The sequence below is a fragment of the Litoribrevibacter euphylliae genome (genome assembly GCF_042646085.1).
Classification (GTDB): domain Bacteria; phylum Pseudomonadota; class Gammaproteobacteria; order Pseudomonadales; family Litoribrevibacteraceae; genus Litoribrevibacter; species Litoribrevibacter euphylliae.
This window is the reverse complement of the sequence record NZ_JBHRSZ010000009.1, coordinates 263,062-283,296: the sequence shown is the minus strand read 5'-3', so window position 1 is coordinate 283,296 and position 20,235 is coordinate 263,062. Positions and strand designations below refer to the sequence as shown.

At 44.0% G+C, this 20,235-nt stretch carries 19 protein-coding genes; 9 read left to right on the top strand and 10 right to left on the bottom strand.

Translation table 11 applies throughout. The annotated features are described in order from the left end of the window. Positions 1 to 54 precede the first annotated feature (54 nt). The 4 genes from ACFOEK_RS20375 to ACFOEK_RS20360 all read right to left on the bottom strand — a co-directional run bounded on the left by ACFOEK_RS20375 (position 55) and on the right by ACFOEK_RS20360 (position 2,451). Positions 55 to 600 carry a peptidylprolyl isomerase gene (locus tag ACFOEK_RS20375; protein WP_386723414.1) on the bottom strand — a complete coding sequence of 182 codons (546 nt, stop codon included), beginning with the start codon at positions 598 to 600 and terminating at the stop codon, positions 55 to 57. Between the two features lie 159 nt (positions 601 to 759). Then, complete coding sequence (locus ACFOEK_RS20370; RefSeq protein WP_386723331.1) at positions 760 to 1,440, bottom strand: TIGR04211 family SH3 domain-containing protein; 681 nt, start codon at positions 1,438 to 1,440, stop codon at positions 760 to 762. 60 nt (positions 1,441 to 1,500) lie between these two features. Further along, positions 1,501 to 1,800, bottom strand: a complete 300-nt coding sequence (locus tag ACFOEK_RS20365; protein WP_386723330.1) for a YciI family protein — start codon at positions 1,798 to 1,800, stop codon at positions 1,501 to 1,503. A gap of 75 nt (positions 1,801 to 1,875) precedes the next feature. Next, the gene (locus ACFOEK_RS20360) at positions 1,876 to 2,451 is read right to left on the bottom strand and encodes a septation protein A (protein WP_386723329.1); all 576 of its coding nucleotides are present in this window, start codon (positions 2,449 to 2,451) and stop codon (positions 1,876 to 1,878) included. A gap of 115 nt (positions 2,452 to 2,566) precedes the next feature. Between ACFOEK_RS20360 and ACFOEK_RS20355 the strand changes: the two genes are divergently transcribed. The 6 genes from ACFOEK_RS20355 (at position 2,567) to rluB (ending at position 9,177) form a co-directional block, all read left to right on the top strand. Further along, complete coding sequence (locus ACFOEK_RS20355) at positions 2,567 to 3,460, top strand: PHP domain-containing protein (RefSeq protein WP_386723328.1); 894 nt, start codon at positions 2,567 to 2,569, stop codon at positions 3,458 to 3,460. 161 nt (positions 3,461 to 3,621) lie between these two features. Beyond that, positions 3,622 to 4,242, top strand: a complete 621-nt coding sequence (locus ACFOEK_RS20350; RefSeq protein WP_386723327.1) for an L-threonylcarbamoyladenylate synthase — start codon at positions 3,622 to 3,624, stop codon at positions 4,240 to 4,242. A 188-nt stretch (positions 4,243 to 4,430) separates the two neighbouring features. Further along, the gene (locus ACFOEK_RS20345; RefSeq protein ID WP_386723326.1) at positions 4,431 to 5,639 is read left to right on the top strand and encodes a tryptophan--tRNA ligase; all 1,209 of its coding nucleotides are present in this window, start codon (positions 4,431 to 4,433) and stop codon (positions 5,637 to 5,639) included. Between the two features lie 123 nt (positions 5,640 to 5,762). Further along, positions 5,763 to 6,800, top strand: a complete 1,038-nt coding sequence (locus ACFOEK_RS20340) for a segregation and condensation protein A (RefSeq protein WP_386723325.1) — start codon at positions 5,763 to 5,765, stop codon at positions 6,798 to 6,800. Further along, entirely contained in the window at positions 6,790 to 8,277 is a 1,488-nt protein-coding gene (gene scpB, locus ACFOEK_RS20335; protein WP_386723324.1) for an SMC-Scp complex subunit ScpB, read from the top strand. The genes ACFOEK_RS20340 and scpB overlap by 11 nt, the downstream gene beginning before the upstream one ends. Before the next feature lie 57 nt (positions 8,278 to 8,334). Next, positions 8,335 to 9,177 carry a 23S rRNA pseudouridine(2605) synthase RluB gene (gene rluB / locus ACFOEK_RS20330; RefSeq protein WP_386723323.1) on the top strand — a complete coding sequence of 281 codons (843 nt, stop codon included), beginning with the start codon at positions 8,335 to 8,337 and terminating at the stop codon, positions 9,175 to 9,177. Positions 9,178 to 9,257: 80 nt separating this feature from the next. On the opposite strand, the gene ACFOEK_RS20325 is transcribed toward rluB, so the two are convergent. The 6 genes from ACFOEK_RS20325 to ACFOEK_RS20300 all read right to left on the bottom strand — a co-directional run bounded on the left by ACFOEK_RS20325 (position 9,258) and on the right by ACFOEK_RS20300 (position 14,880). After that, positions 9,258 to 10,193: a GGDEF domain-containing protein gene (locus ACFOEK_RS20325; RefSeq protein WP_386723322.1), complete on the bottom strand. Its 936-nt coding sequence runs from the start codon at positions 10,191 to 10,193 to the stop codon at positions 9,258 to 9,260. Positions 10,194 to 10,439: 246 nt separating this feature from the next. Beyond that, positions 10,440 to 11,192: a substrate-binding periplasmic protein gene (locus ACFOEK_RS20320; protein ID WP_386723321.1), complete on the bottom strand. Its 753-nt coding sequence runs from the start codon at positions 11,190 to 11,192 to the stop codon at positions 10,440 to 10,442. Between the two features lie 122 nt (positions 11,193 to 11,314). Further along, positions 11,315 to 12,055 (bottom strand): YciK family oxidoreductase, encoded by a 741-nt coding sequence (locus ACFOEK_RS20315; RefSeq protein ID WP_386723320.1) that lies wholly within the window; start codon positions 12,053 to 12,055, stop codon positions 11,315 to 11,317. Positions 12,056 to 12,125: 70 nt separating this feature from the next. Continuing rightward, positions 12,126 to 12,776, bottom strand: coding sequence for an HAD family hydrolase (locus tag ACFOEK_RS20310; RefSeq protein WP_386723319.1), 651 nt, complete (start codon positions 12,774 to 12,776; stop codon positions 12,126 to 12,128). Between the two features lie 10 nt (positions 12,777 to 12,786). Further along, positions 12,787 to 13,503 (bottom strand): bifunctional 2-polyprenyl-6-hydroxyphenol methylase/3-demethylubiquinol 3-O-methyltransferase UbiG, encoded by a 717-nt coding sequence (gene ubiG / locus ACFOEK_RS20305; protein ID WP_386723318.1) that lies wholly within the window; start codon positions 13,501 to 13,503, stop codon positions 12,787 to 12,789. A 51-nt stretch (positions 13,504 to 13,554) separates the two neighbouring features. Continuing rightward, a complete protein-coding gene (locus ACFOEK_RS20300) occupies positions 13,555 to 14,880 on the bottom strand; it encodes a TRZ/ATZ family hydrolase (RefSeq protein ID WP_386723317.1) in 1,326 nt (441 codons plus the stop codon). Between the two features lie 337 nt (positions 14,881 to 15,217). Between ACFOEK_RS20300 and gyrA the strand changes: the two genes are divergently transcribed. The 3 genes from gyrA (at position 15,218) to pheA (ending at position 20,234) form a co-directional block, all read left to right on the top strand. Next, positions 15,218 to 17,854, top strand: a complete 2,637-nt coding sequence (gene gyrA / locus ACFOEK_RS20295; protein WP_386723316.1) for a DNA gyrase subunit A — start codon at positions 15,218 to 15,220, stop codon at positions 17,852 to 17,854. Positions 17,855 to 17,946: 92 nt separating this feature from the next. Continuing rightward, positions 17,947 to 19,026, top strand: coding sequence for a 3-phosphoserine/phosphohydroxythreonine transaminase (gene serC, locus ACFOEK_RS20290; protein ID WP_386723315.1), 1,080 nt, complete (start codon positions 17,947 to 17,949; stop codon positions 19,024 to 19,026). A gap of 116 nt (positions 19,027 to 19,142) precedes the next feature. After that, positions 19,143 to 20,234, top strand: coding sequence for a prephenate dehydratase (gene pheA, locus ACFOEK_RS20285; RefSeq protein WP_386723314.1), 1,092 nt, complete (start codon positions 19,143 to 19,145; stop codon positions 20,232 to 20,234). Position 20,235: the final 1 nt, after the last annotated feature.

The window sequence follows — 20,235 nt, the reverse complement described above, 5'->3', positions numbered from 1 at the left end:
GAAGAGCGAGTGGGGGTTGAAGATTCAGGCCCCACTCATTTTTCGAGACTGACCTTAAGAGTCTGCTGGTGCAGACGCGTCTACTGTAGCTGCTTCTTCGATGACTTGATAAGCACGCTCAATCACGATGTCCGAAACAGGTACGTTTTGATGACCTGATTTAGAAGTGGTTGGCTGTTGTGAGATTTGGTCAACCACTGACAGGCTATCATCCGTTACTTTCCCGAAAACAGCGTAGCCGTAGGTGCGGGTGCTCTTGCCTTTATGATCTAAAAATAGGTTATCAACGCTATTGATAAAGAACTGTGATGTTGCGCTGTTGATGGCTTGTGTACGAGCCATTGCAATGGTGCCACGAGTGTTGCTAAGGCCGTTGGTAGCTTCATTTTCAATCGGTTGATTCGTCGCTTTGCGAGACATGGATTGAGTAAAGCCACCCGTTTGAATCATAAAGTTAGGGATAACACGGTGGAAAATTACGCCGTTATAGAAACCGTCGTTAACGTACTTTAAGAAGTTCTCAACGGTTTTCGGTGCTTTGTCTGAGTACAGCTCGATGGTGATGTCACCCTTGTTGGTTTCAAGGACAACCGTTGGCATGGTGTCTGAGTAAGTTACGAAAGATGCTGCCGTAAGAGCAAGTGCTGTAATAAAACGAGATGCGTGTTGTTTGAATAGTTTCATACCAATTCCAATCTTAATAAATAACGAACAGTAAAAAGCCGAACGAGAAGTTCGGCTAATAATAAAAAGTTAAGGTTAGAGGCCTGAGTTACCCCAGCCTGAGTCTTTACGCTTACGAGTGGCAATGATCCAGCCTAAACAGGTAAATACAAACGCAATGGACGCACCTGTTAACCACATGCTTTTCGTTCTGTCGTTTTGAAGGCGTAGGTTATCCGCTTCTAGAAGATCAATTTTGTTTTTTAAGAGCTGAGTGCTTTCAGTCAGCTTGCGATTGTCTTCATTGAGCTTGATGGCGTTCGCTGAAATTTCAGTGATGCGCTTCAATTCAGACGATAATTCAGCGTTTTCATTTTCCAGAATCACAACAGACTTTTGCAATTCACTCTTACTACCAGACAGCTCACTGCGTCGGGTGTTCAGCTCTTTGTTCTCGGCGGCTAATTTGGCCAGCTGTGCTTCTGCAGCTGCAAGTTTAATACTTGCCACTGGCTCATAACTCAGATATTGGCTCTGAATCCAGCCCTCAATGCCTCTGGACGTAACGACTTTGGTGTACTTTTCGTCTTCTGAGACCTCAAGAACATTGAGTTTTGATCCCGTTTTCAGCCCCTTGTGAACAATTCGAAAGCTTGTGCCTTGACCACTGCGCAGAGGGACATACAGGGTATCTCTAATGTAGGCTGTTTGTGCTGCTGCAAAATCCATAGCCAACATTGAGCCAGCTAGGGTTAGAATTTTTATAAGTTGTTTCATTGCTTTTGTGCCTTTTCCATATGCCAGGTGATCACTAAAACGATCAACTTTGAGTTTCCATTAAGGCAGTACTTTCTTAAAAGGTTTAACCATTACTGATTGATATACACCCGCAGATACATAAGGATCTGCATCAGCCCAAGTCTGAGCTGCTTCCAAACTGTCAAATTCAGCAATTACCAAACTGCCTGAAAAACCGTTTTCACCTGGATCTTCAGAATCAATGGCAGGATGTGGCCCTGCAACTAAAAGTCGGCCTTGCGCTTTCAACTCTTCTAAACGTGCAAGGTGGGCTGGTCTGGCTTCCTTACGAAGAGGAAGACTATTTTCAATATCCTGACTAATAATTGCGTAATACATATAACAAGCTTTCCTTAAAAATTAAAGTTTTGCGCCAAAAAAACGAGATGGATCATAAAAGTAGGCGATAGATTATTAATCTAGTTTGTCTGCATTGGCTTCTTTGCTAGGTAGTTCTTTAAGGTCTTTCATGTGTCGAGTCATATAGATACCTTGAAGAATTACAAATATGAAGGTCATTCCAAGCAGACCGAACAGTTTGAAATTAACCCAAGTGTCTTCGCTGAAGTTATAAGCAACGTATAAATTTACTGCACCAGCAATGATGAAGAATGCTACCCAAGAGAGGTTAAGGTTTTTCCAGACAGGCTTTGGTAATTCAACATTGCCGGACATCATCATTTCGATAATGGTACGTTTTCCTATGAATTGGCTGCCAAGGAAGGCTAGAGCGAACAACCAGTTAACCAGAGTAGGTTTCCATTGAATGAAGGTCTTATCATTTAACGCGATGGTTAATCCCCCCAAAACCAGTACAAGAACCAATGTCACGATGTGCATTTTTTCAACGGTTTTGGTCTTAATCCAGGTATACAAAATTTGAAGGGCAGTTGCTGGAATCAGTATGGCCGTCGCAAGGATAATATCGTTGGTATACTTATAGACAGCAAAGAAAATTACAATAGGGAAGAAGTCGATCAGAAATTTCATAGTAACGGCACACAGCTTTATTAAAGTATGGATGATGAAACAGTTAGCCTGAAAATCAGGTTGATGGCAAAATGATAAAGGTTTTTAACTGGAAGTGAAGGGGTTAACCGCTGAAATGCAGCAGTTTCGACATAATATTGATTTGCATTGCCATACGAATGTCTCCGATGGTGCACTATCTCCAGCGGAACTGATTGATTTGGCTAAGCAAAATAGCATTGAGGTGTTGGCCGTTTCTGATCATGACACGCTGAATGGTTATCGCAAATGCAAACCGTTAGCAGATGAGGCAGGAATTACGTTAATTCCTGCCGCAGAGTTTTCTGCTCGAATTGATAAAATAAATGTTCACTTGGTGGCTCTAGGTGTCGATGTTGAGCATCCAGCGATGATAAAGGCGGAAGCCTTTCAGGATGCAATTCGAGCGCAGCGGGCTGAAACGATTTCTGCCAAGTTAGAAAAACACCTTGGCTTAACGGATGTTCTTCAGCGAGTGCAAGACATTGCAAATGGAAGTGTGATAGGTCGTCCTCATTTTGCCAAGTTGTTAGTTGATAGTGGTGTAGTTCCTGATTTCGAAAAGGCGTTCGGCAAATACCTTGGCGCTGGAAAAATTGGCGATATAAAACTGATTTGGCCAAACGTTGGTGATGTCATTGAATGCATCCATGAAGCCGGAGGTAAAGCCGTTTTGGCTCATCCAATGAAGTATAAAATGACCAAAACGAAATTATCTCGTTTGATGGATGATTTTTGGGACATGGATGGTGATGCCATTGAAGTGGTGAGTAGTCGTCAAACCAAAGACGATACGGGATGGTTGTTGAGACAAATCCAGAAGCGAGATATGCAGGCCTCTTTTGGCAGTGACTTCCATGCTGCCGCCAGTTGGTCTGATTTGGGAATGTTCAGTCATATACCTGAGGTTGGGCTAGACTTTGTTCATAACAGTTTACTGAAAGAGCCAAAAGCGCTTTCTCAAATTCAGCCGATGGCAGAAACGCAATAATAAGTCTGTCCAATAAGGCATACATCAATATAACTAACTAATTTTAATGTATATTCTGTTTGTACATGTTATTTCTTTTGAATAATCCAGATGTTGTTATGTGATTGTTGATTCCAAAAGATAACGGTATTGAACATTAATGTACTTCACGAGTAGACAGAATGACCCAGTTCTTTCAGATTCACCCCGATAATCCTCAGAAGCGTTTAATTACGCAGACGGCTGAAATTTTGAAAAAAGGCGGGGTGGTGGTGTATCCCACTGAATCCGGCTATGCATTAGGTTGTCACTTAGGGGATAAAAAGGCGCTTGATCGTATCCGCATGATTCGTCGTCTCGATGATAAGCATAACTTTACACTCATGTGTAAAGACTTATCTGATATCGCGACTTATGCTCGTGTTGATAATGATATGTATCGAGTACTAAAAGCTCATACGCCAGGGCCTTATACTTTCATCTTGCGAGCCACTCGTGACGTCCCGAGGCGAGTGCTTCACCCTAAGCGTAAAACCATCGGTATCCGTGTTTCTCAAAACCTGATTTGTCATGAGATGTTGATGGCCTTTGATGAACCTTTGATCTCGACCACGCTGATTCTCCCCAATGAAGATATGCCAATGACTGATCCCTATGATATTCGAGACACCATTGGCAATCAGGTGGACTTAATTATTGATGGCGGTTTTTGTGGCTTTGAAGCGACTTCCGTGGTCGATATGTCAGACGATGAAGTTCAAATTATTCGGGAAGGCGCCGGAGATCTAAGTTCATTTCAATAGGCTTATGAAAAAGCCGTAATAAATTCTAATGTATTCCCCAGAAAACTCATGATTCCAAATAGATAATCGCGCTATAATGCGCGCTTTATTTATTTTGGTACCAAAATTTTGAGTTGTTTTAGTCATGATTTTGGCATTATTAGAAGAGTGAAAAACTCTACGATTAGCTGTTAAAGGAGTTAAACACGGTGGACTCGCAACGCCGCATCTTGTCAGGTATGAGACCTACGGGTCGTCTGCATTTAGGTCATTACCATGGTGTATTGAAAAATTGGGTAAACCTGCAGCACAACTACGACTGCTTTTTCTTTGTCGCCGATTGGCATGCATTAACTACGCACTATGCAGATCCTAGCGACATTGAGCATCATACTTGGGATATGGTTATTGACTGGTTGGCTGCGGGAGTAAATCCTGGTTCATCCACTATGTTTATCCAATCGAAGGTTCCAGAGCATGCAGAGCTGCATTTGTTGTTGTCTATGATGACACCATTAAGCTGGTTGGAACGTGTTCCTAGTTATAAGGATCAGCAAGAGAAACTTAAAGACAGAGATCTGTCTACCTATGGTTTCCTTGGCTATCCATTGCTGCAGAGCGCTGACATTTTGATGTATCGCGCCGGTCAGGTACCGGTGGGTGAAGATCAGGTGTCACACATCGAATTGACGCGTGAGCTAGCTCGTCGTTTCAATCATATCTATGGTCGTGAACCTGGCTTTGAAGATATGGCGGAAGCTGCCATTAAAAAGATGGGCAAAAAGGCGGCTAAGCTATACAAGTCCATGAGAAAGAGTTTCATGGAGCAAGGTGATACGGAAGCACTTGCTAAAGGCCGTGCATTACTGGACGATCAGCAAAACATCACCTTGGGTGATAAAGAACGCTTACTTGGTTATTTGGAAGGCAGCGGCAAGGTTATTTTACCTGAACCGCAAGCTCTGCTTACCCCGGAGTCTAAAATGCCTGGTTTGGACGGACAGAAAATGTCCAAGTCGTATAACAATACGATTGCTCTGCGTGAAGAGTCTTCAGTGGTTGAAGAAAAGATCAAACGCATGATGACCGATCCTCAGCGAGTTCGTTTGACTGATCCGGGCGATCCTGAGAAGTGTCCTGTTTGGCAGCTTCATGAAGTCTATTCTGATGAAGATGTAAAAGATTGGGTACAGAAAGGGTGTCGTTCTGCTGGCATTGGTTGTTTGGATTGTAAGAAACCGATCATTGAATCAGTACTAAAAGAGCAAGCGCCAATTCATGAGCGTGCAATGGAATATGAAAACAACCCTCAATTAGTGAAAAACATCATTAAAGAGGGCAGTGAGAAGGCTCGCGAAGAAGCGCGTGCGACTTTGATTGAAGTGCGCGATGCAATGGCGCTTTCATACCGTAGTTAATCAATTTATTGAACCTAAAGCACTCTAGGTCGGCAGTTATTGCTTTCTAGGGTGTTTTTCTTTTTTAAAATTGTATTCAATTGATGTATTGATCAATGATTGTTGGGAAACAATAGGAATACTATGTCCGACCTACCTGAATCTATCGAGCAAGTAGAAGAGCTATCAGAGACCGAATTAGTCTCTGAGACTTCTGCAGGTCAGTCAGTTGCGGCTGATTCTGCTCAATCTGATGTGCCAAGTCAGCAACAGCTGCCTTTAGCGAAGGTAGGTGGACAGCCTGTTACTGAACTTCCTCAAGATCTATATATCCCGCCTGAAGCTCTCGAAGTGTTTCTTGACGCGTTCGAAGGGCCACTTGATCTTCTGCTTTATCTGATTCGCAAACAGAATATCGATATTCTGGACATCAATATTAGTCAAATCACGGCCCAATACATGGAATATGTGGAGCTGATGAAGGTGACCCGTTTTGAGTTGGCGGCTGAATATTTGGTGATGGCGGCGATGTTAGCGGAAATTAAATCCCGTAGTTTATTGCCGAGACACAATGAAGATATAGAAGAAGAGGAAGACCCTAGAGCTGAATTGATTCGTCGCTTGCAGGAGTATGAGCGTTTCAAAGTGGCTGCAGAAAATCTGGATGATATTCCAAGAGTGGGTCGAGAGGTGATTACGGCCCCGGTTCGGGATGACGAATTTGAACATGTAAAACAACATCCGGATGTTGATTTACGTGAAGTCTTACTTGCGATGTCGGATGTATTGAAACGGGCGGAAATGTTTGAACATCACCATATTTCTCGTGAGGTTTTGTCGACGCGTGAACGGATGTCTCAGGTGTTAAATCAGCTGAAATTTGGTCAATTGGTTTCTTTTAAGGCCTTATTCAGTGCTGACGAAGGGAAGATGGGAGTTGTGGTGACTTTCCTTGCGATCATGGAGTTGGTTAAAGAATCGTTAGTAGAGTTGTCGCAAGCCAATGTGTTTGGAGAGATTCATGTTCGTGCCAAGCAAAATGTAATGGAAGACGAGTCTTCTTTGGATGTGGATTCTGGCGCAGAAATGGAAGCGGTGACTGAAGTCTATGATTCTGATAGCGATATTTCAGAAGATGGCGATGTTGCATTGGAAAGACAGGACGATATCGATGACGAATAAAATCACGGCGAAGCTATTGGAGCAGATTATCGAGGGTGCACTTTTAGTCTCAGGTAAGGCCATTACGATATCTGATGTGAAAGGCTATTTTGGTGAGGATGATATTGTTCCTCATACGACGGATATTCGTGCGGCTTTTCAAAAACTGGCGAAACGTTATAAGTCACGTGGTATAGAATTAAAAGAAGTCGCTTCTGGTTATCGTTTTCAAGTGGCGGAGCAAGTGGCTCCGTATGTTATTAAGCAGTGGGAAGAAAAGCCTCAGAAATATTCTCGTGCGTTATTAGAAACCTTGGCTCTGATCGCTTACCGGCAGCCAATCACACGTGGTGATATTGAAGATATTCGTGGAGTCTCGGTAAGCAGTAATATTGTTCGGACGTTACTTGAGCGCGAATGGGTTCGAGTGGTAGGGCATAAAGATGTGCCTGGTCGACCGGCGCTTTATGCTACTACCAGTAAGTTCCTGGATTACTTTAATCTGAAATCTCTCACTGAGTTGCCTGAGCTTTCTGAGGTTCGGGATCTTGAATCGATTAATCCTGAATTCGACTTTGGTGATGATTATCAGCCACCGATAGCGTCTGACTCAAAAGATGAGGGTGCGGAGTTTGATGGTGAGTCTGCGGATTTGATTCCGGAAACTGAAGAGCCAATTGATGCTTCGATTGAAGAAGTCTCAGAGGCGGATAAAGAAGAAATTCGTTTAGCTAAAGAGGCCGCTCAGAAAGAGAAAGAGCTTCAGCAAGAACTGGCGGCGAGAGAAGAGTTGAAAGACATTGATCGCTTTAATACAGCGTTTGAAAAAATGATTCGTAACCCAGAGGCTCAAAAAGGCAGCGAAGCATCGGATGAGCCTCAATTCCAAAATAGGGGCTTACAAAATGAAAATCTACAGGGTGAGGAATTAGAAGGTCAAGAATCACAAGGTTCTGATATGCCAGGTTGGTGGCTCCAAGCTCAGCAGGCAGAGACGGAAGCGCCTTCTGATGAGTTGAGTGTTGAGTCGTCTCGTTCCGAAGGTGATCTAATAAAAGAATATGAGAATGAGGCTGCTGCTCGTGATAAAGCTCTGGCTGATAAGGGTGAGAGCTTTAAGTCCCGTTTTGCCCAGTGGGCCGATAAGTTAGAAGCTTCTGTCGAGGAACTAGAGCAACAAGAGTTGTTGGCTGATCAAGAATCAATAGACGAAGAGGCTTTAGAGCCACCTGAATTTATATCCGTAGGCGATGACGAAGTAAATCCGGAAGTAGATCAGCAGTTCGGTGCCGAGGTTGATCGAGAAGAGGAAGCTCAGGAGCCGATTGATAACTCGGCAGCAGAGAGTCAATTGACAGAGCGGGCATTTGGTCAGCAGATTTCAGGCGATCAAATGTCTGAAGCAGATATTCAGGCGCTTATTCAGCAGAAATTAGCTGAGCAGGCTGCTATTTTGAATGAGCGTCCTTCAGAAGAGGATTCTGAAGAAAATAACTAGTTTTATAGAAAATTCATATCTGCACGTTGGATAAAGCAGGTATCTAGAGGTTGAGTAATGAAAGAAAGAATACAAAAGGTGTTGAGCCAAATTGGTGTTGGTTCTCGCCGTGAGATAGAGCGATGGATCACTGAAGGGCGTATTAAGGTGGGTGACCAGGTGGCCCAGCTTGGGGATCGTATTGATTCCAGGGATCAGGTATTTGTTGATGATCGTCGCGTCGATTTAAAAGCTTTGGAAGAAGGTCAGTGTCGAGTTCTGATTTATAACAAGCCTGAAGGTGAAGTGTGTACGCGAGATGATCCTGAAGGTCGTCCGACTGTGTTCCAGCGATTACCTAAGATTAAAGGGCAGCGTTGGATCAGTGTTGGTCGTTTGGATGTGAATACGACAGGTTTGTTGCTGTTCACGACGGATGGCGAGCTGGCCAACAAGTTAATGCATCCGTCTACTGGTATTGATCGTGAGTACTTATGCCGTATTCATGGTGAGGTGGATGAGCCAATGGTGAAGCGCTTATTAGAAGGCGTGTTGCTGGATGATGGTAAGGCTCAATTTACCGATGTGGTTCATGGTGGCGGTGAAGGGCGAAACCAATGGTTTTATGTGTGCTTGATGGAAGGTCGTAACCGTGAAGTTCGTCGTTTGTGGGAATCTCAAGGCGTAGAGGTTAATCGCCTGAAGCGTGTTCGTTACGGCTCTGTGTTTATGCCATCGGAATGTAAAGTGGGCACCTGGGTAGAAATGCCAAATAAAGAAGTAAACGAACTTCGTGCTCGTTTGGGGATGTCAAAAATAGCCTTTACGCGTCGAACGCAGCAAGAGAAGCTGGAAATGGGCAGGCGTAAGCGTCAACAGAAACAGGCTCAACGTCGAACGCCAAAGAGAAAACGGTTTTAATTAGTCGTTTTTTCTGGGATAAAAACAAAAAAAGAGTGGCGATGACCACTCTTTTTTTTGTTCTGGATTATTGCTGTGAATTAGCTGTTGCCAGTTAATTCTCCAGATTGGGTTTGGTTTCGCCCTGCAATTTTAGCTTGGTAAAGCGCTTTGTCAGCTCGACCAACCAAGTCTTCCGTCGAATCTGTGCTTCGGCAGCTGGCAACACCTATGCTTGAAGTGACCGTGATCTCAGATTCGCCACATTTTACGGCATGAGCTTCAAGTGCTTGGCGGATGCGTTCTGCAATAATGGTGGCGCCGTTATGATCTGTTTTATTCAGGACTAATAAGAATTCTTCACCGCCATAACGGAACAGTAAATCTGTTTGGCGGCTTGCGTGGTTAATGATCTTCGCTGTTTCCTGAAGGATGATGTCACCTGCACTGTGGCCGTATCGATCATTAACTGCTTTAAAGTGGTCAATATCCAGCATCAGGATCGACATAGGTTGATTGTGGCGCTTAGAGAGTTCTACCTCACGCGCTAGAGTTTCATCCATAGCCGCGCGGTTCCAAGTATTCGTTAGTGGGTCTTTTCGGGCTGCCATAATGGCTGCGCGGTAAGCTAAAGAATTCTTGAGAGGGAAGTACAGTGTGCTGAATAAGCCTTCCAGAATAGTTAACTCTTCTTCGATAAAGCGTTTGGAGCGAGATAGGGTGATTTCGCCCATTGCTTCTGTTTCTGAAGAGAGCTGATAAGTACAGCGGTGCGTGTGCTGCTGACCTAAGCTGACTGTTAAATTGTCTTGATCGCTAATTTGATAAACGATGCCGCCTACCTGAACAACCTGCTGAACTTCTTTATAGAAGATAGTTAGAAGTTTCTCGACATCCAGAGTGGTCTGTAATTGTGCTGTTAGTCTCTGGCGAACTTCCTTTTGGCGCTCTTGTGTTTTTACAAGGTTCGTAAACGCAGAAAAAGATTTTGCATCTTTCAAGGAAACTCGTTGTCTTGGTTGAACTGTTGTAACCATAACTACCTCTGGCTCTTAACAATCTGGTCTAAATCGACGGTCATGAATTTTAGTTAAGGAGGTAACAGCTAAAGATGTGCCAGAATATTTAATGTTAATTAAATCAATAGGTTATTATCATTTTTGGTTGTAGGTGTCGGCTTTGTGATGTTTTGTTGACGCTGAATCAATCGGGCGGCAAATTTTTGCCGTCATGGTTCTGACGCTGAAGGTGGTGTGTTTTTGTAGTGATGGCTTTTTGACTTTTTAGTGTTGGTTATGGGTTAAGTGTTTTTGGATAAGGTGTTCTAGCTGTTTGCTGGTTTTTAATGCAGAGAGTTCTTGATTGAATTTATTTAGGAGTTCTTTGTTGTATGGGCTTTTTTTGGAGATGGCAATAAAGGTTTGTTCTTGTTTAAGTGCAGGATAGGTTGGTTTTAATTCTTGGCTGAGAAGCTTGTGTTCGTGTTTGTTTAGCAGGTATTCGATGACTAGTTGATCTCCGATCATAAAATCAAGACGGTCGAGTCGTAACATCTCTAAACCTTGGAGATAGTGATTGATAAAGAATAGTCGTATGTTTGGGTTGTTAGATAAGCTTAAACGAGTGGAGGTGCTTCGAATTAGTCCTATTCTTTGGTCTGATAGGCTGTCTAGTGAGTCATAAGTTAGATTTCTGGTGGAATGTTGGTATAGCAGGATGTCGGAGGTAATGAGATTGTCTGTGTAGATAAGGTGTTTTTCTCGTTCTTTGGTCTGATAGAGAGCTGAAATAATGTCGGCTTTTCCTTCTTTGGCTTCGGACAGGGCTCTGGCAAAAGGTTTGATTTTGAATGTAGGTAAAAAGTCGCTGTCTTTAAGTGCTAATTGAATAATCTCTCCGGTAATGCCATACAGCGGTGGCTGATTGGTGAAATAGGGTGGAAATTGAGCACCTACGACTGTGATTTCAATCTTTTCTGCAAAACAGAGGGAGGGTGCAAAAACTAAAAAGCATGATAGAAGTAGATGCTTGGTCATATAGAAGTTTAGCCATATTCAATTTAGACGGCTTCTATTGAAGCCTTTGGTTCAGTCTAGAAGAATATGGCTTTTCTATCTGCTTCAATAGCTTGAATTAATGCTATTGAGAGCTGTTTCTCTTATTGTGCGTTCAGTTGTTGGCCTGTGGTGCCAATGCTGTCGTCGCTCATTAGATAGAGGTATACGTTCATGATGTCTTCAGGGGATGGGTTGTCATTTGGGTTTTCACCAGGATATGCCCAAGCTCTCATTTGTGTTTTGGTTGCGCCAGGGTTGATTGAGTTAACGCGAACTTGTGACATTCCTGAAAGCTCGTCAGCAAGGGTTTCCATAAGTCCTTCGGTAGCAAATTTTGATGCCGCATAGGCGCCCCAGTGTGCTCTGCCTTTTCGCCCTACACTTGATGAGGTGAGGGCAATTGATGCAGGTTTGTCGTGTTGCATAAGTGGCAACATGGCTTGAGTCATCATGAAAGAGCCATTAACGTTGATATGCATTACTTTCATCCATACGGAAGGGTCATATGACTGAATCGGTGATCGCACGCCAAGAATGCTTGCGTTGTTCAGTAGGCCGTCGATGGTGCCAAATTCTTGTTCAACAAGGGCAGCCAGTTCTTCGTATTGTTCCGGTTGGGCGAATTCCAGATCAAGTGGGCATATTGCGGGTTCAGGATAGCCGGCCTTTACGATTTCATCGTAAACAGGGTTGAGCGTTTTCTCTTTGCGTCCATGAAGAAGTACGGTAGCGCCGTGCTTTGCGTATGTTAAGGCAGCTGCGCGGCCTATGCCTGCTGCTGAGCCAGTAACTAAGATCTTTTTGCCTGATAAGCAATTTTCTGGGGCGGTGTAGTCAAACATAGGGTTATTAAATCTCAATCAAATTGTTGGCGCATTATAGCTAAGATTAGAGGCTCTATCTAAGGGGTTCTTAGAGTAGTGTTAATAGATCACTTGGTGTGTTGAGTATGTGAGTGGCGTTCCATTGTTGGGGGTTATCTCCTGGTTGCAGGTAGCCCCAATTTGCAACAGCGCTCGGCATCTTGGCGTTATGGGCGGCCTCAATGTCTCTTTGGTGATCTCCAATATAAAGGCATTCTTCGTTTGCAATTGATAGTGTATTGCTGCAAATGTTGAGTCCTTCAGGGTTTGGCTTGATTTCAGATACGTCATCCCGAGTGATGCCAATAGCAATCTGTGCAATAGGATTGATCTGAGGTTCAATGTGTTGGTAGAAGCGTCGCCCTTTATTGGTAATGATTCCAATCGGGATTTGTTTGTTGGATAGCTCTCTGAGCAATGTTTCTACTTCATGAAATAGCGGACAGCTTTTGTGAACTTCGATGTCGTAAAGTTCTAGAAATCGATTGCACAGTATCTGATGCTTGTCTGAATTTGCTGGGACTTTCAGGCACTTTTCAATCATAACTGCGGCGCCATTAGAGGCCCAGCTTCGAACGTGCTCAAGACTGGGTGCTGGAAGGTTGGTTTCGCTTGCTAGTTGAGCAAGGATTGAATGGAAATGGACGGCTGAGTCCAGTAGGGTGCCGTCCAGATCGAATAATATGGCTTTATACGTCATCGAGAAGAGTCTAATTATCCAGCGTTGTATGAACCATGTAGTTTACATCGACATCGCTCGAAAGCTTGTAGTCTTTGGTTAATGGGTTGTAGGTTAATCCAACTGATTCGTGGGCTTTTAGTTGGGCTTGGCGTGTCCATCGAATTAATTCTGATGGCTTTATGAATTTCTTAAATTCATGTGTGCCTTTAGGCAGCATCTGTAATATGTATTCTGCGCCAACGATGGCAAATAAGAAGGATTTAGGGTTGCGATTTAGTGTCGAAAAGAAGACGTGTCCGCCGGGCTTAACAAGTCTGGCGCAAGCTTGAATAACTGAAGATGGATCTGGAACGTGCTCCAGCATCTCCATACAGGTAACGATGTCGAAACTCTGAGGTTGCTCTTCTGCTAACTGTTCAACAGGAACCTGCTTATAATTTACGTTATCTACGCCCATTTCCAGAGCATGAAGCTGAGCTACCGAAAGCGGTGCTTCGCCCATATCAATGCCGGTAACGTCTGCACCGCGTCTTGCCATGGATTCGGCTAGAATTCCGCCACCACAGCCAACATCAAGCACTCGTTTACCATTAAGAGGTGCTTTTTCGTCGATGAAATTCAAACGAAGTGGGTTGATTTCGTGTAGAGGTTTGAATTCGCTGTTTGGATCCCACCAACGGCTTGCGAGGGCTTCAAACTTTGCGATTTCTTCTCTATCTACATTTAATGGTGTCTGTTGGCTCATTCTACTTCCTGAGGCATGTATTTAAATTGTTTTCTTCGCTGGCAGATTTGATCAGGATGCTGATCGAGACGCCTGTATTTGTTCTTTCCAATTATTTGCTTTTTGAAGGATTTCGCGCGTATCCATTCGAGTCAGTTGGCGATCTCGGACTAATAAATTGCCTTCAGACCACACGTTAGTGATTTGATCGCTTCGGGCGGTGTATACAATTTGTGAAATTGGATCATAAACGGGCTGGCAGTGTAAGTGAGACAAATCAATGGCGATGATGTCTGCGAGTTTACCTTGTTCTAAACTGCCGGTTCTAGAATCAATATTGAGTGCTTTGGCGCCGTTAATGGTTGCGGCTTTCAAGGCTTCAATTGCGCTTAATGCAGTGGCGTCTGAATCGACGGCTTTCGCAAGCATGGCTGCAGTTCTTAGTTCACTGAGCATGTCTAGGTCGTTGTTACTGGCTGCGCCGTCTGTGCCTAATGAGATGTTGATGTTCTTTGCTTGAGCTTTGTTGATGGGGGCAAAGCCGCTGGCCAGTTTAAGGTTGGACTCAGGGCAGTGAACAATGTGAGCTCCGCTTTCAGCAACCATCTTAATGTCGTCGTCATTCAGAGCGGTCATATGGACGCATTGAGTGTTATGGTTTAGTGCTCCAAGCTGGTTTAGGCGTGCAACAGGCCGTGAGTTGTGTTCTTTTTCTGCTTCATCAACTTCAAACTGTGTTTCATGAAGATGAACTTGGATCGCGCAGCCTGTTTCTTGTTGTAGCTTGATGCACTCTTTAAACGTGTTGTCTGACACGGTATAAGGGGCGTGTGGGCCTGCTGCAATAGTGATTCTTGGATGCTCTGAGTATTGAGCGAGTAGCTTTCGGGTCTTTTCTATGTATTCTTCCGGACCACTTCCCCAGTTGGTTGGGAATTCCAGGATTGGTGTACAAAGTTGCGCCTTGATACCGGATGTTTCAATCACTTCCGCAGCGGCTTCAGGGAAAAAATACATATCACTGAAGGTGGTGGTGCCGGATAGCAGCATCTCGGCAATAGCTAGTTCGGTTCCGTCTTTAACAAAAGCGTGACTTACCCATTGGCCTTCGGCTGGCCAAATGTGCTCATTTAGCCATGTCATTAAAGGAAGGTCATCGGCCATGCCTCTGAATAAGGTCATGGCTGCGTGATTATGGGTGTTAATGAAGCCAGGAATTAGTGCGTGTTGATCGAGTGTGATTCGTTCTATGTCTGGATATTTCTCTCGAGCAGATTCGGTGGGAAGAATATCATGAATTGTCTCGCCTGCTATGATGAGGCTGTGGTTTTCAAGAGCATATGGGGCGGTATATTGAATTATCCATTGTGCTTCAAGCGCTTGTAGTGTGCTTGTCATGATATTTGATTCCTTGACTCGTAAGTCTTTTGGCTACTGACTTTGTTCTTTCTTTATTCAAAAAGAATCGCTGCGATATTGTCTACCATTAAGTGATGTTTTTCTATAAAAAACAGCTTGCTTGGTGTATGATTTCGATCTTATTTTCAGACAGTTAACTTCCCATTTTATGGAAACTTCTGATCAGGCGTTGCGGATTGCGCATGTCCTAGCTGTTGTTATTGAGTTTTCAGAGCCCGATATTTAAAAGAATGAATAGTGGTTCTGAATTCAACATGATTTTAGTCGCTGACACATAAAGTGCGCATACTGTGTGACGACAAGGGAATTAGGTTATATGGTTGAATTTGCCAAACAAGTAAGCAATATCAATATTGAGGAAGAGTTGCAGCAGTCGTATTTAGACTATGCAATGAGTGTTATCGTTGGTCGAGCTTTGCCCGACGTACGAGATGGTTTGAAGCCAGTGCATCGTCGAGTGCTATTCGCGATGAATGTGCTTGGTAACGATTGGAATAAACCTTATAAAAAATCTGCACGTGTTGTAGGTGATGTGATCGGTAAATATCACCCGCATGGTGATTCTGCTGTATACGACACTATTGTGCGGATGGCGCAGCCTTTCTCAATGCGCTACATGCTTGTCGATGGGCAAGGAAACTTCGGTTCGATTGATGGCGACGCAGCTGCTGCGATGCGTTATACCGAAGTTCGAATGAATAAGATTGCACATGCAATTCAGGCAGATCTTGAGAAAGAGACTGTCGATTATGTACCAAACTATGATGGTACAGAACAAATTCCAGAGGTGATGCCAACTCGCATACCAAACTTGTTGGTTAACGGCTCTTCAGGTATCGCGGTTGGTATGGCAACGAACATTCCTCCGCACAACCTAACAGAAGTAATTAGTGGTTGTTTGGCGTTAATTGAAAATCCAGAGCTTGATGTAGATGCCTTAATGGAATACATCCCTGGTCCTGATTTTCCTACGGGTGCTTATATTAATGGCCGTGCAGGGATTATTCAGGCATACCGCACTGGCCGTGGCCGCATTTATATGCGCGCGCGTCATCATGTTGAAGAAGATTCTAAAACAGGTCGTGAGACCATTGTTTTCACCGAAATCCCTTACATGGTTAACAAAGCTCGCTTGATTGAAAAAATCGCCGAGCTTGTAAAAGATAAGAAGATTGAAGGTATTTCTGAACTTCGTGATGAATCAGATAAAGACGGTCTTCGTATTGCGGTTGATCTTAAGCGTGGTGAGAATGCGGATGTTGTTGTAAATAACTTATTCTCTCAGACACCGCTTGAAAATGTGTTTGGTATCAATACCGTTGCACTGGTAGATGGTCAGCCAAAAACACTAAATCTTAAAGAGTTGCTTGAAGCCTTTATTCAGCATAGGCGTGAAGTAGTCACTCGTCGAACTATCTATGAGCTACGTAAAGCGCGTGAGCGTGGTCATGTCTTAGAGGGCTTGGCTGTAGCGCTTGCGAACATTGATCCGGTCATCGAAACCATTAAGAAATCCGACACAGCTGCCGTGGCTAAAGAGCGTTTGATTGAGACGCCTTGGTTACCTGGCAATGTTTTGGATATGTTAGAGCGTGCTGGATCGGATGCGTGTCGCCCAGAAGAACTTCCGGAAAAATACGGTTTGAGAGATGGTAAATATCATCTTTCACCAGAGCAGGCTCAAGCAATTCTTGAATTGCGTCTACATCGCTTGACTGGTCTAGAGCACGAAAAACTGATCAATGAGTACAAAGAGAAAATTGATCTGATTGCTGAGTTGTTGGAAATTCTTGGCAGTCGCGAACGTTTGATGGAAGTAATTCGCGAAGAGCTTGAAGCCATCGTCGAAGAGTACGGAGATGAGCGTCGCTCTGAAATTATCGCTTCTCGTCAGGATTTGACCGTCGCTGACCTTATTCCTGAAGAAGAGATGGTGGTGACCATTTCTCATGGTGGTTACGCGAAAACTCAACCGCTGGATTCTTATCAGGCTCAGAGGCGTGGTGGTAAAGGTAAGTCTGCCACGGATATGAAGGATGAAGACTATATCGAGCACTTATTGGTGGTTAACTCTCATGAAACCATCATGCTCTTTACTGATAAGGGTAAGGTGTACTGGTTGACCGTCTTCGAAATTCCTTCTGGAAGTCGACAAGCCAAAGGGCGTCCAATCGTCAACCTATTGCCTTTGGATGAAGATGAAAAGGTTTCTACGATTCTTCCTGTACGTGAATATGTTGAGGGGCACTATGTATTCATGGCTACCCAACGCGGTATTGTTAAAAAGGTAGATTTGACAGCATTTGCTCGTCAGCGTAGTTCAGGTCTGATCGCGGTTGAACTTCAGGATGATGATCGTCTGATTGGTGCGGCGATTACTGATGGTGAACGTGACATTATGTTGTCGGCGAACACGGGTAAAGTGGTGCGTTTCAGTGAGTCTGATGTTCGTGCTATGGGCCGTACTGCACGTGGTGTTCGTGGTATTAAGATGCCAGAAGATGCCCGTGTGATTTCACTTATTATTCCTGATGAGGAAGGTTATGTTTTAACCGCCAGTGAGCGTGGTTATGGTAAGCGTACGCGTGTTGATGACTTCCCAACGTACAACCGTGGCAGTCAGGGCGTAATTGGGATGCAGACTACGGAACGTAATGGTGAGATGGTTGGTGCAACCCTTATCCATGACAGTGATGAGATGATGTTAATCAGCGATCAAGGGACTCTTGTACGTACTCGTATCGATGAAGTTTCAGTATTGGGTCGTAATACTCAAGGTGTTCGCCTGATTAACCTGTCTGAAGGTGAGCGTTTGGTGCGTGTTGAGCGTATTGCAGAACCTGAAGAGCAAGAGGGTGATCTTGAGGACGAAGCTGTTGATGGTGAATCTTTGCCTGCAACTGATAGTTCTGTAGAAGGATCCACTGATCAAGGCGATGCTCCTCAGGAGTAATTGTTTGAGCCTGTCGAATTTCGGCAGGCTTTTCTCTCCTTTATACGAACCTCTTTTTAGTAACTCGTTTTAAATTATTTGCTGGAATTCTAATGGCTAGAGCATTTAACTTTTGTGCAGGCCCGGCAGCGTTGCCGGAAGAAGTGCTATTTCAAGCGCAAGAAGAAATCGCGAACTGGAAAGGTGTGGGTTGTTCCGTAATGGAAATGAGCCACCGAAGTAAAGAGTTTGTATCTATTGCAGAAGAAGCAACTCAGGACTTTAGAGATTTGCTTGCCATCAGTGATGACTATGAAGTCTTGTTCTTACAGGGTGGGGCAAGTTCACAGTTCAGCATGGTGCCGCTAAACTTATTGGGTGATAAAACCTCTGCGGATTATGTAAATACAGGGCAGTGGTCGAAGAAAGCTATTGCTGAAGCCAAGCGTTACTGTGATGTGAATGTGGTCGCTAGCAGTGAAGAGCAAAACTTTTCAACGGTACCTGATTTCGGTCAGTGGAATTTGTCGAAAGATGCGGCTTACCTGCATTACACACCGAATGAAACCATCGGTGGTGTTGAGTTTGATTATATTCCTGAGGTGGATGTGCCTCTGGTTGCGGATTACTCGTCGAGCATTTTGTCAGAGCCTTTGGATGTTAATAAATTTGGTTTGATATATGCCGGAGCTCAAAAGAACATCGGTCCTGCTGGTTTAACCATTGTTGTCGTGCGTAAAGATCTGCTTGGTAAAGCTAAGAGCTTTGCACCTGCAATGTTTGACTATCAAGTGCATGCGAAAGCGGGGTCTATGAATAATACTCCACCTACCTACGCATGGTATTTATCTGGCTTAGTCTTTAAGTGGCTGAAGCGCCAGGGTGGATTGAAAGCCGTAGCAGAGATTAATCAGCGTAAAGCAGAAAAATTATACGGCTATATTGATGCCAGTGATTTCTATTCAAATCCTGTGGAGCCAAGATATCGTTCTCGTATGAATGTGCCTTTTGTTTTGGCCAACAGTGATCTTGATGCTAAATTCCTTCAAAAAGCAGATGAGGCGCGTTTGCTTAATTTGGCTGGTCACCGTTCTGTGGGTGGAATGCGTGCAAGTATTTACAACGCTGTTCCTGAGCGTGCAGTGGATGCGCTAATTGAGTTTATGAAGTCCTTCGAAAAAGAGTATGCATAACAGCAAGGGTTAGCTTCTGAAGCATTCTGTCTGAATTAGACGGGGTTTTATTATTGGGAGCTAAACTGGGAAGTGAATAGATAGCTTCCGTTAATGATAAAGACAAGGTATTTAAGGTGTCTACAGAAAAAGAATTACTCTCACTTAGAGATCAGATTGATTCACTGGATAAGCAGATTCTTAAGTTGATCAGCGATCGTGCAGGGTGTGCGCAGCGGGTGGCTGAAGTTAAGACGGCTGCTGGGGCAGATTCTACTCAGTTCTACCGTCCTGAGCGTGAAGCGCAAGTATTGCGTAAAATTATGGATTTGAATGAAGGGCCGCTTGACGATGAAGAAATGGCTCGTTTGTTCCGTGAAATCATGTCTGCTTGTCTTGCCTTGGAAGACCCTGTCAAAGTTGCTTTTCTAGGGCCTGAAGGCACCTTTACTCAAGAAGCCGCATTGAAGCATTTTGGTCATTCGGCGGTTACCGTTCCTATGTCTGCGATTGATGAAGTTTTCCGTGAAGTGGCTGCAGGTTCGGTTGCTTATGGTGTAGTTCCGGTTGAGAACAGCACAGAAGGCGTTATTAATCATACGCTTGATAACTTTATGGACAGCAATATCCATATTTGTGGTGAGGTGGTTCTTCGTATCCATCATCACCTTCTAATGAGTGATGTAACCAAAGAAGATAAGATTTCTCGCATTTATTCGCACGCTCAGTCGTTGGCTCAGTGTCGTAAATGGTTAGATGCAAATTACCCTCATGCTGAGCGAGTGGCCGTAAGTAGTAATGCTGAGGCAGCTAAACACGTTCGTGGTGAGTGGAATGCGGCTGCTATTGCCGGCGAAACGGCGGCAAATTTATATGGCCTCAAAAAACTGTCTGAAAAAATCGAAGATCAGCCAGATAACTCGACTCGTTTCTTGATTATTGGTAGTCATCCAGTGCCTGAAAGTGGCGACGATAAGACGTCGATTCTGGTTTCAATGCGTAATAAGCCGGGTGCTTTGCATGATTTACTTGAGCCGTTCCATCGTTTAGGTATCGACTTGACTCGAGTTGAGACGAGACCGTCTAAGTCTGGTGCTTGGAATTATGTATTCTTCATTGATTTCAAAGGGCATGCTACTGATGAGTTGATTCAGACAGCGCTTAAAGATGTTGGTGAGCGAGCAACTGATCTGAAGATTCTAGGCTCTTATCCATGCGGTGTGCTTTAGT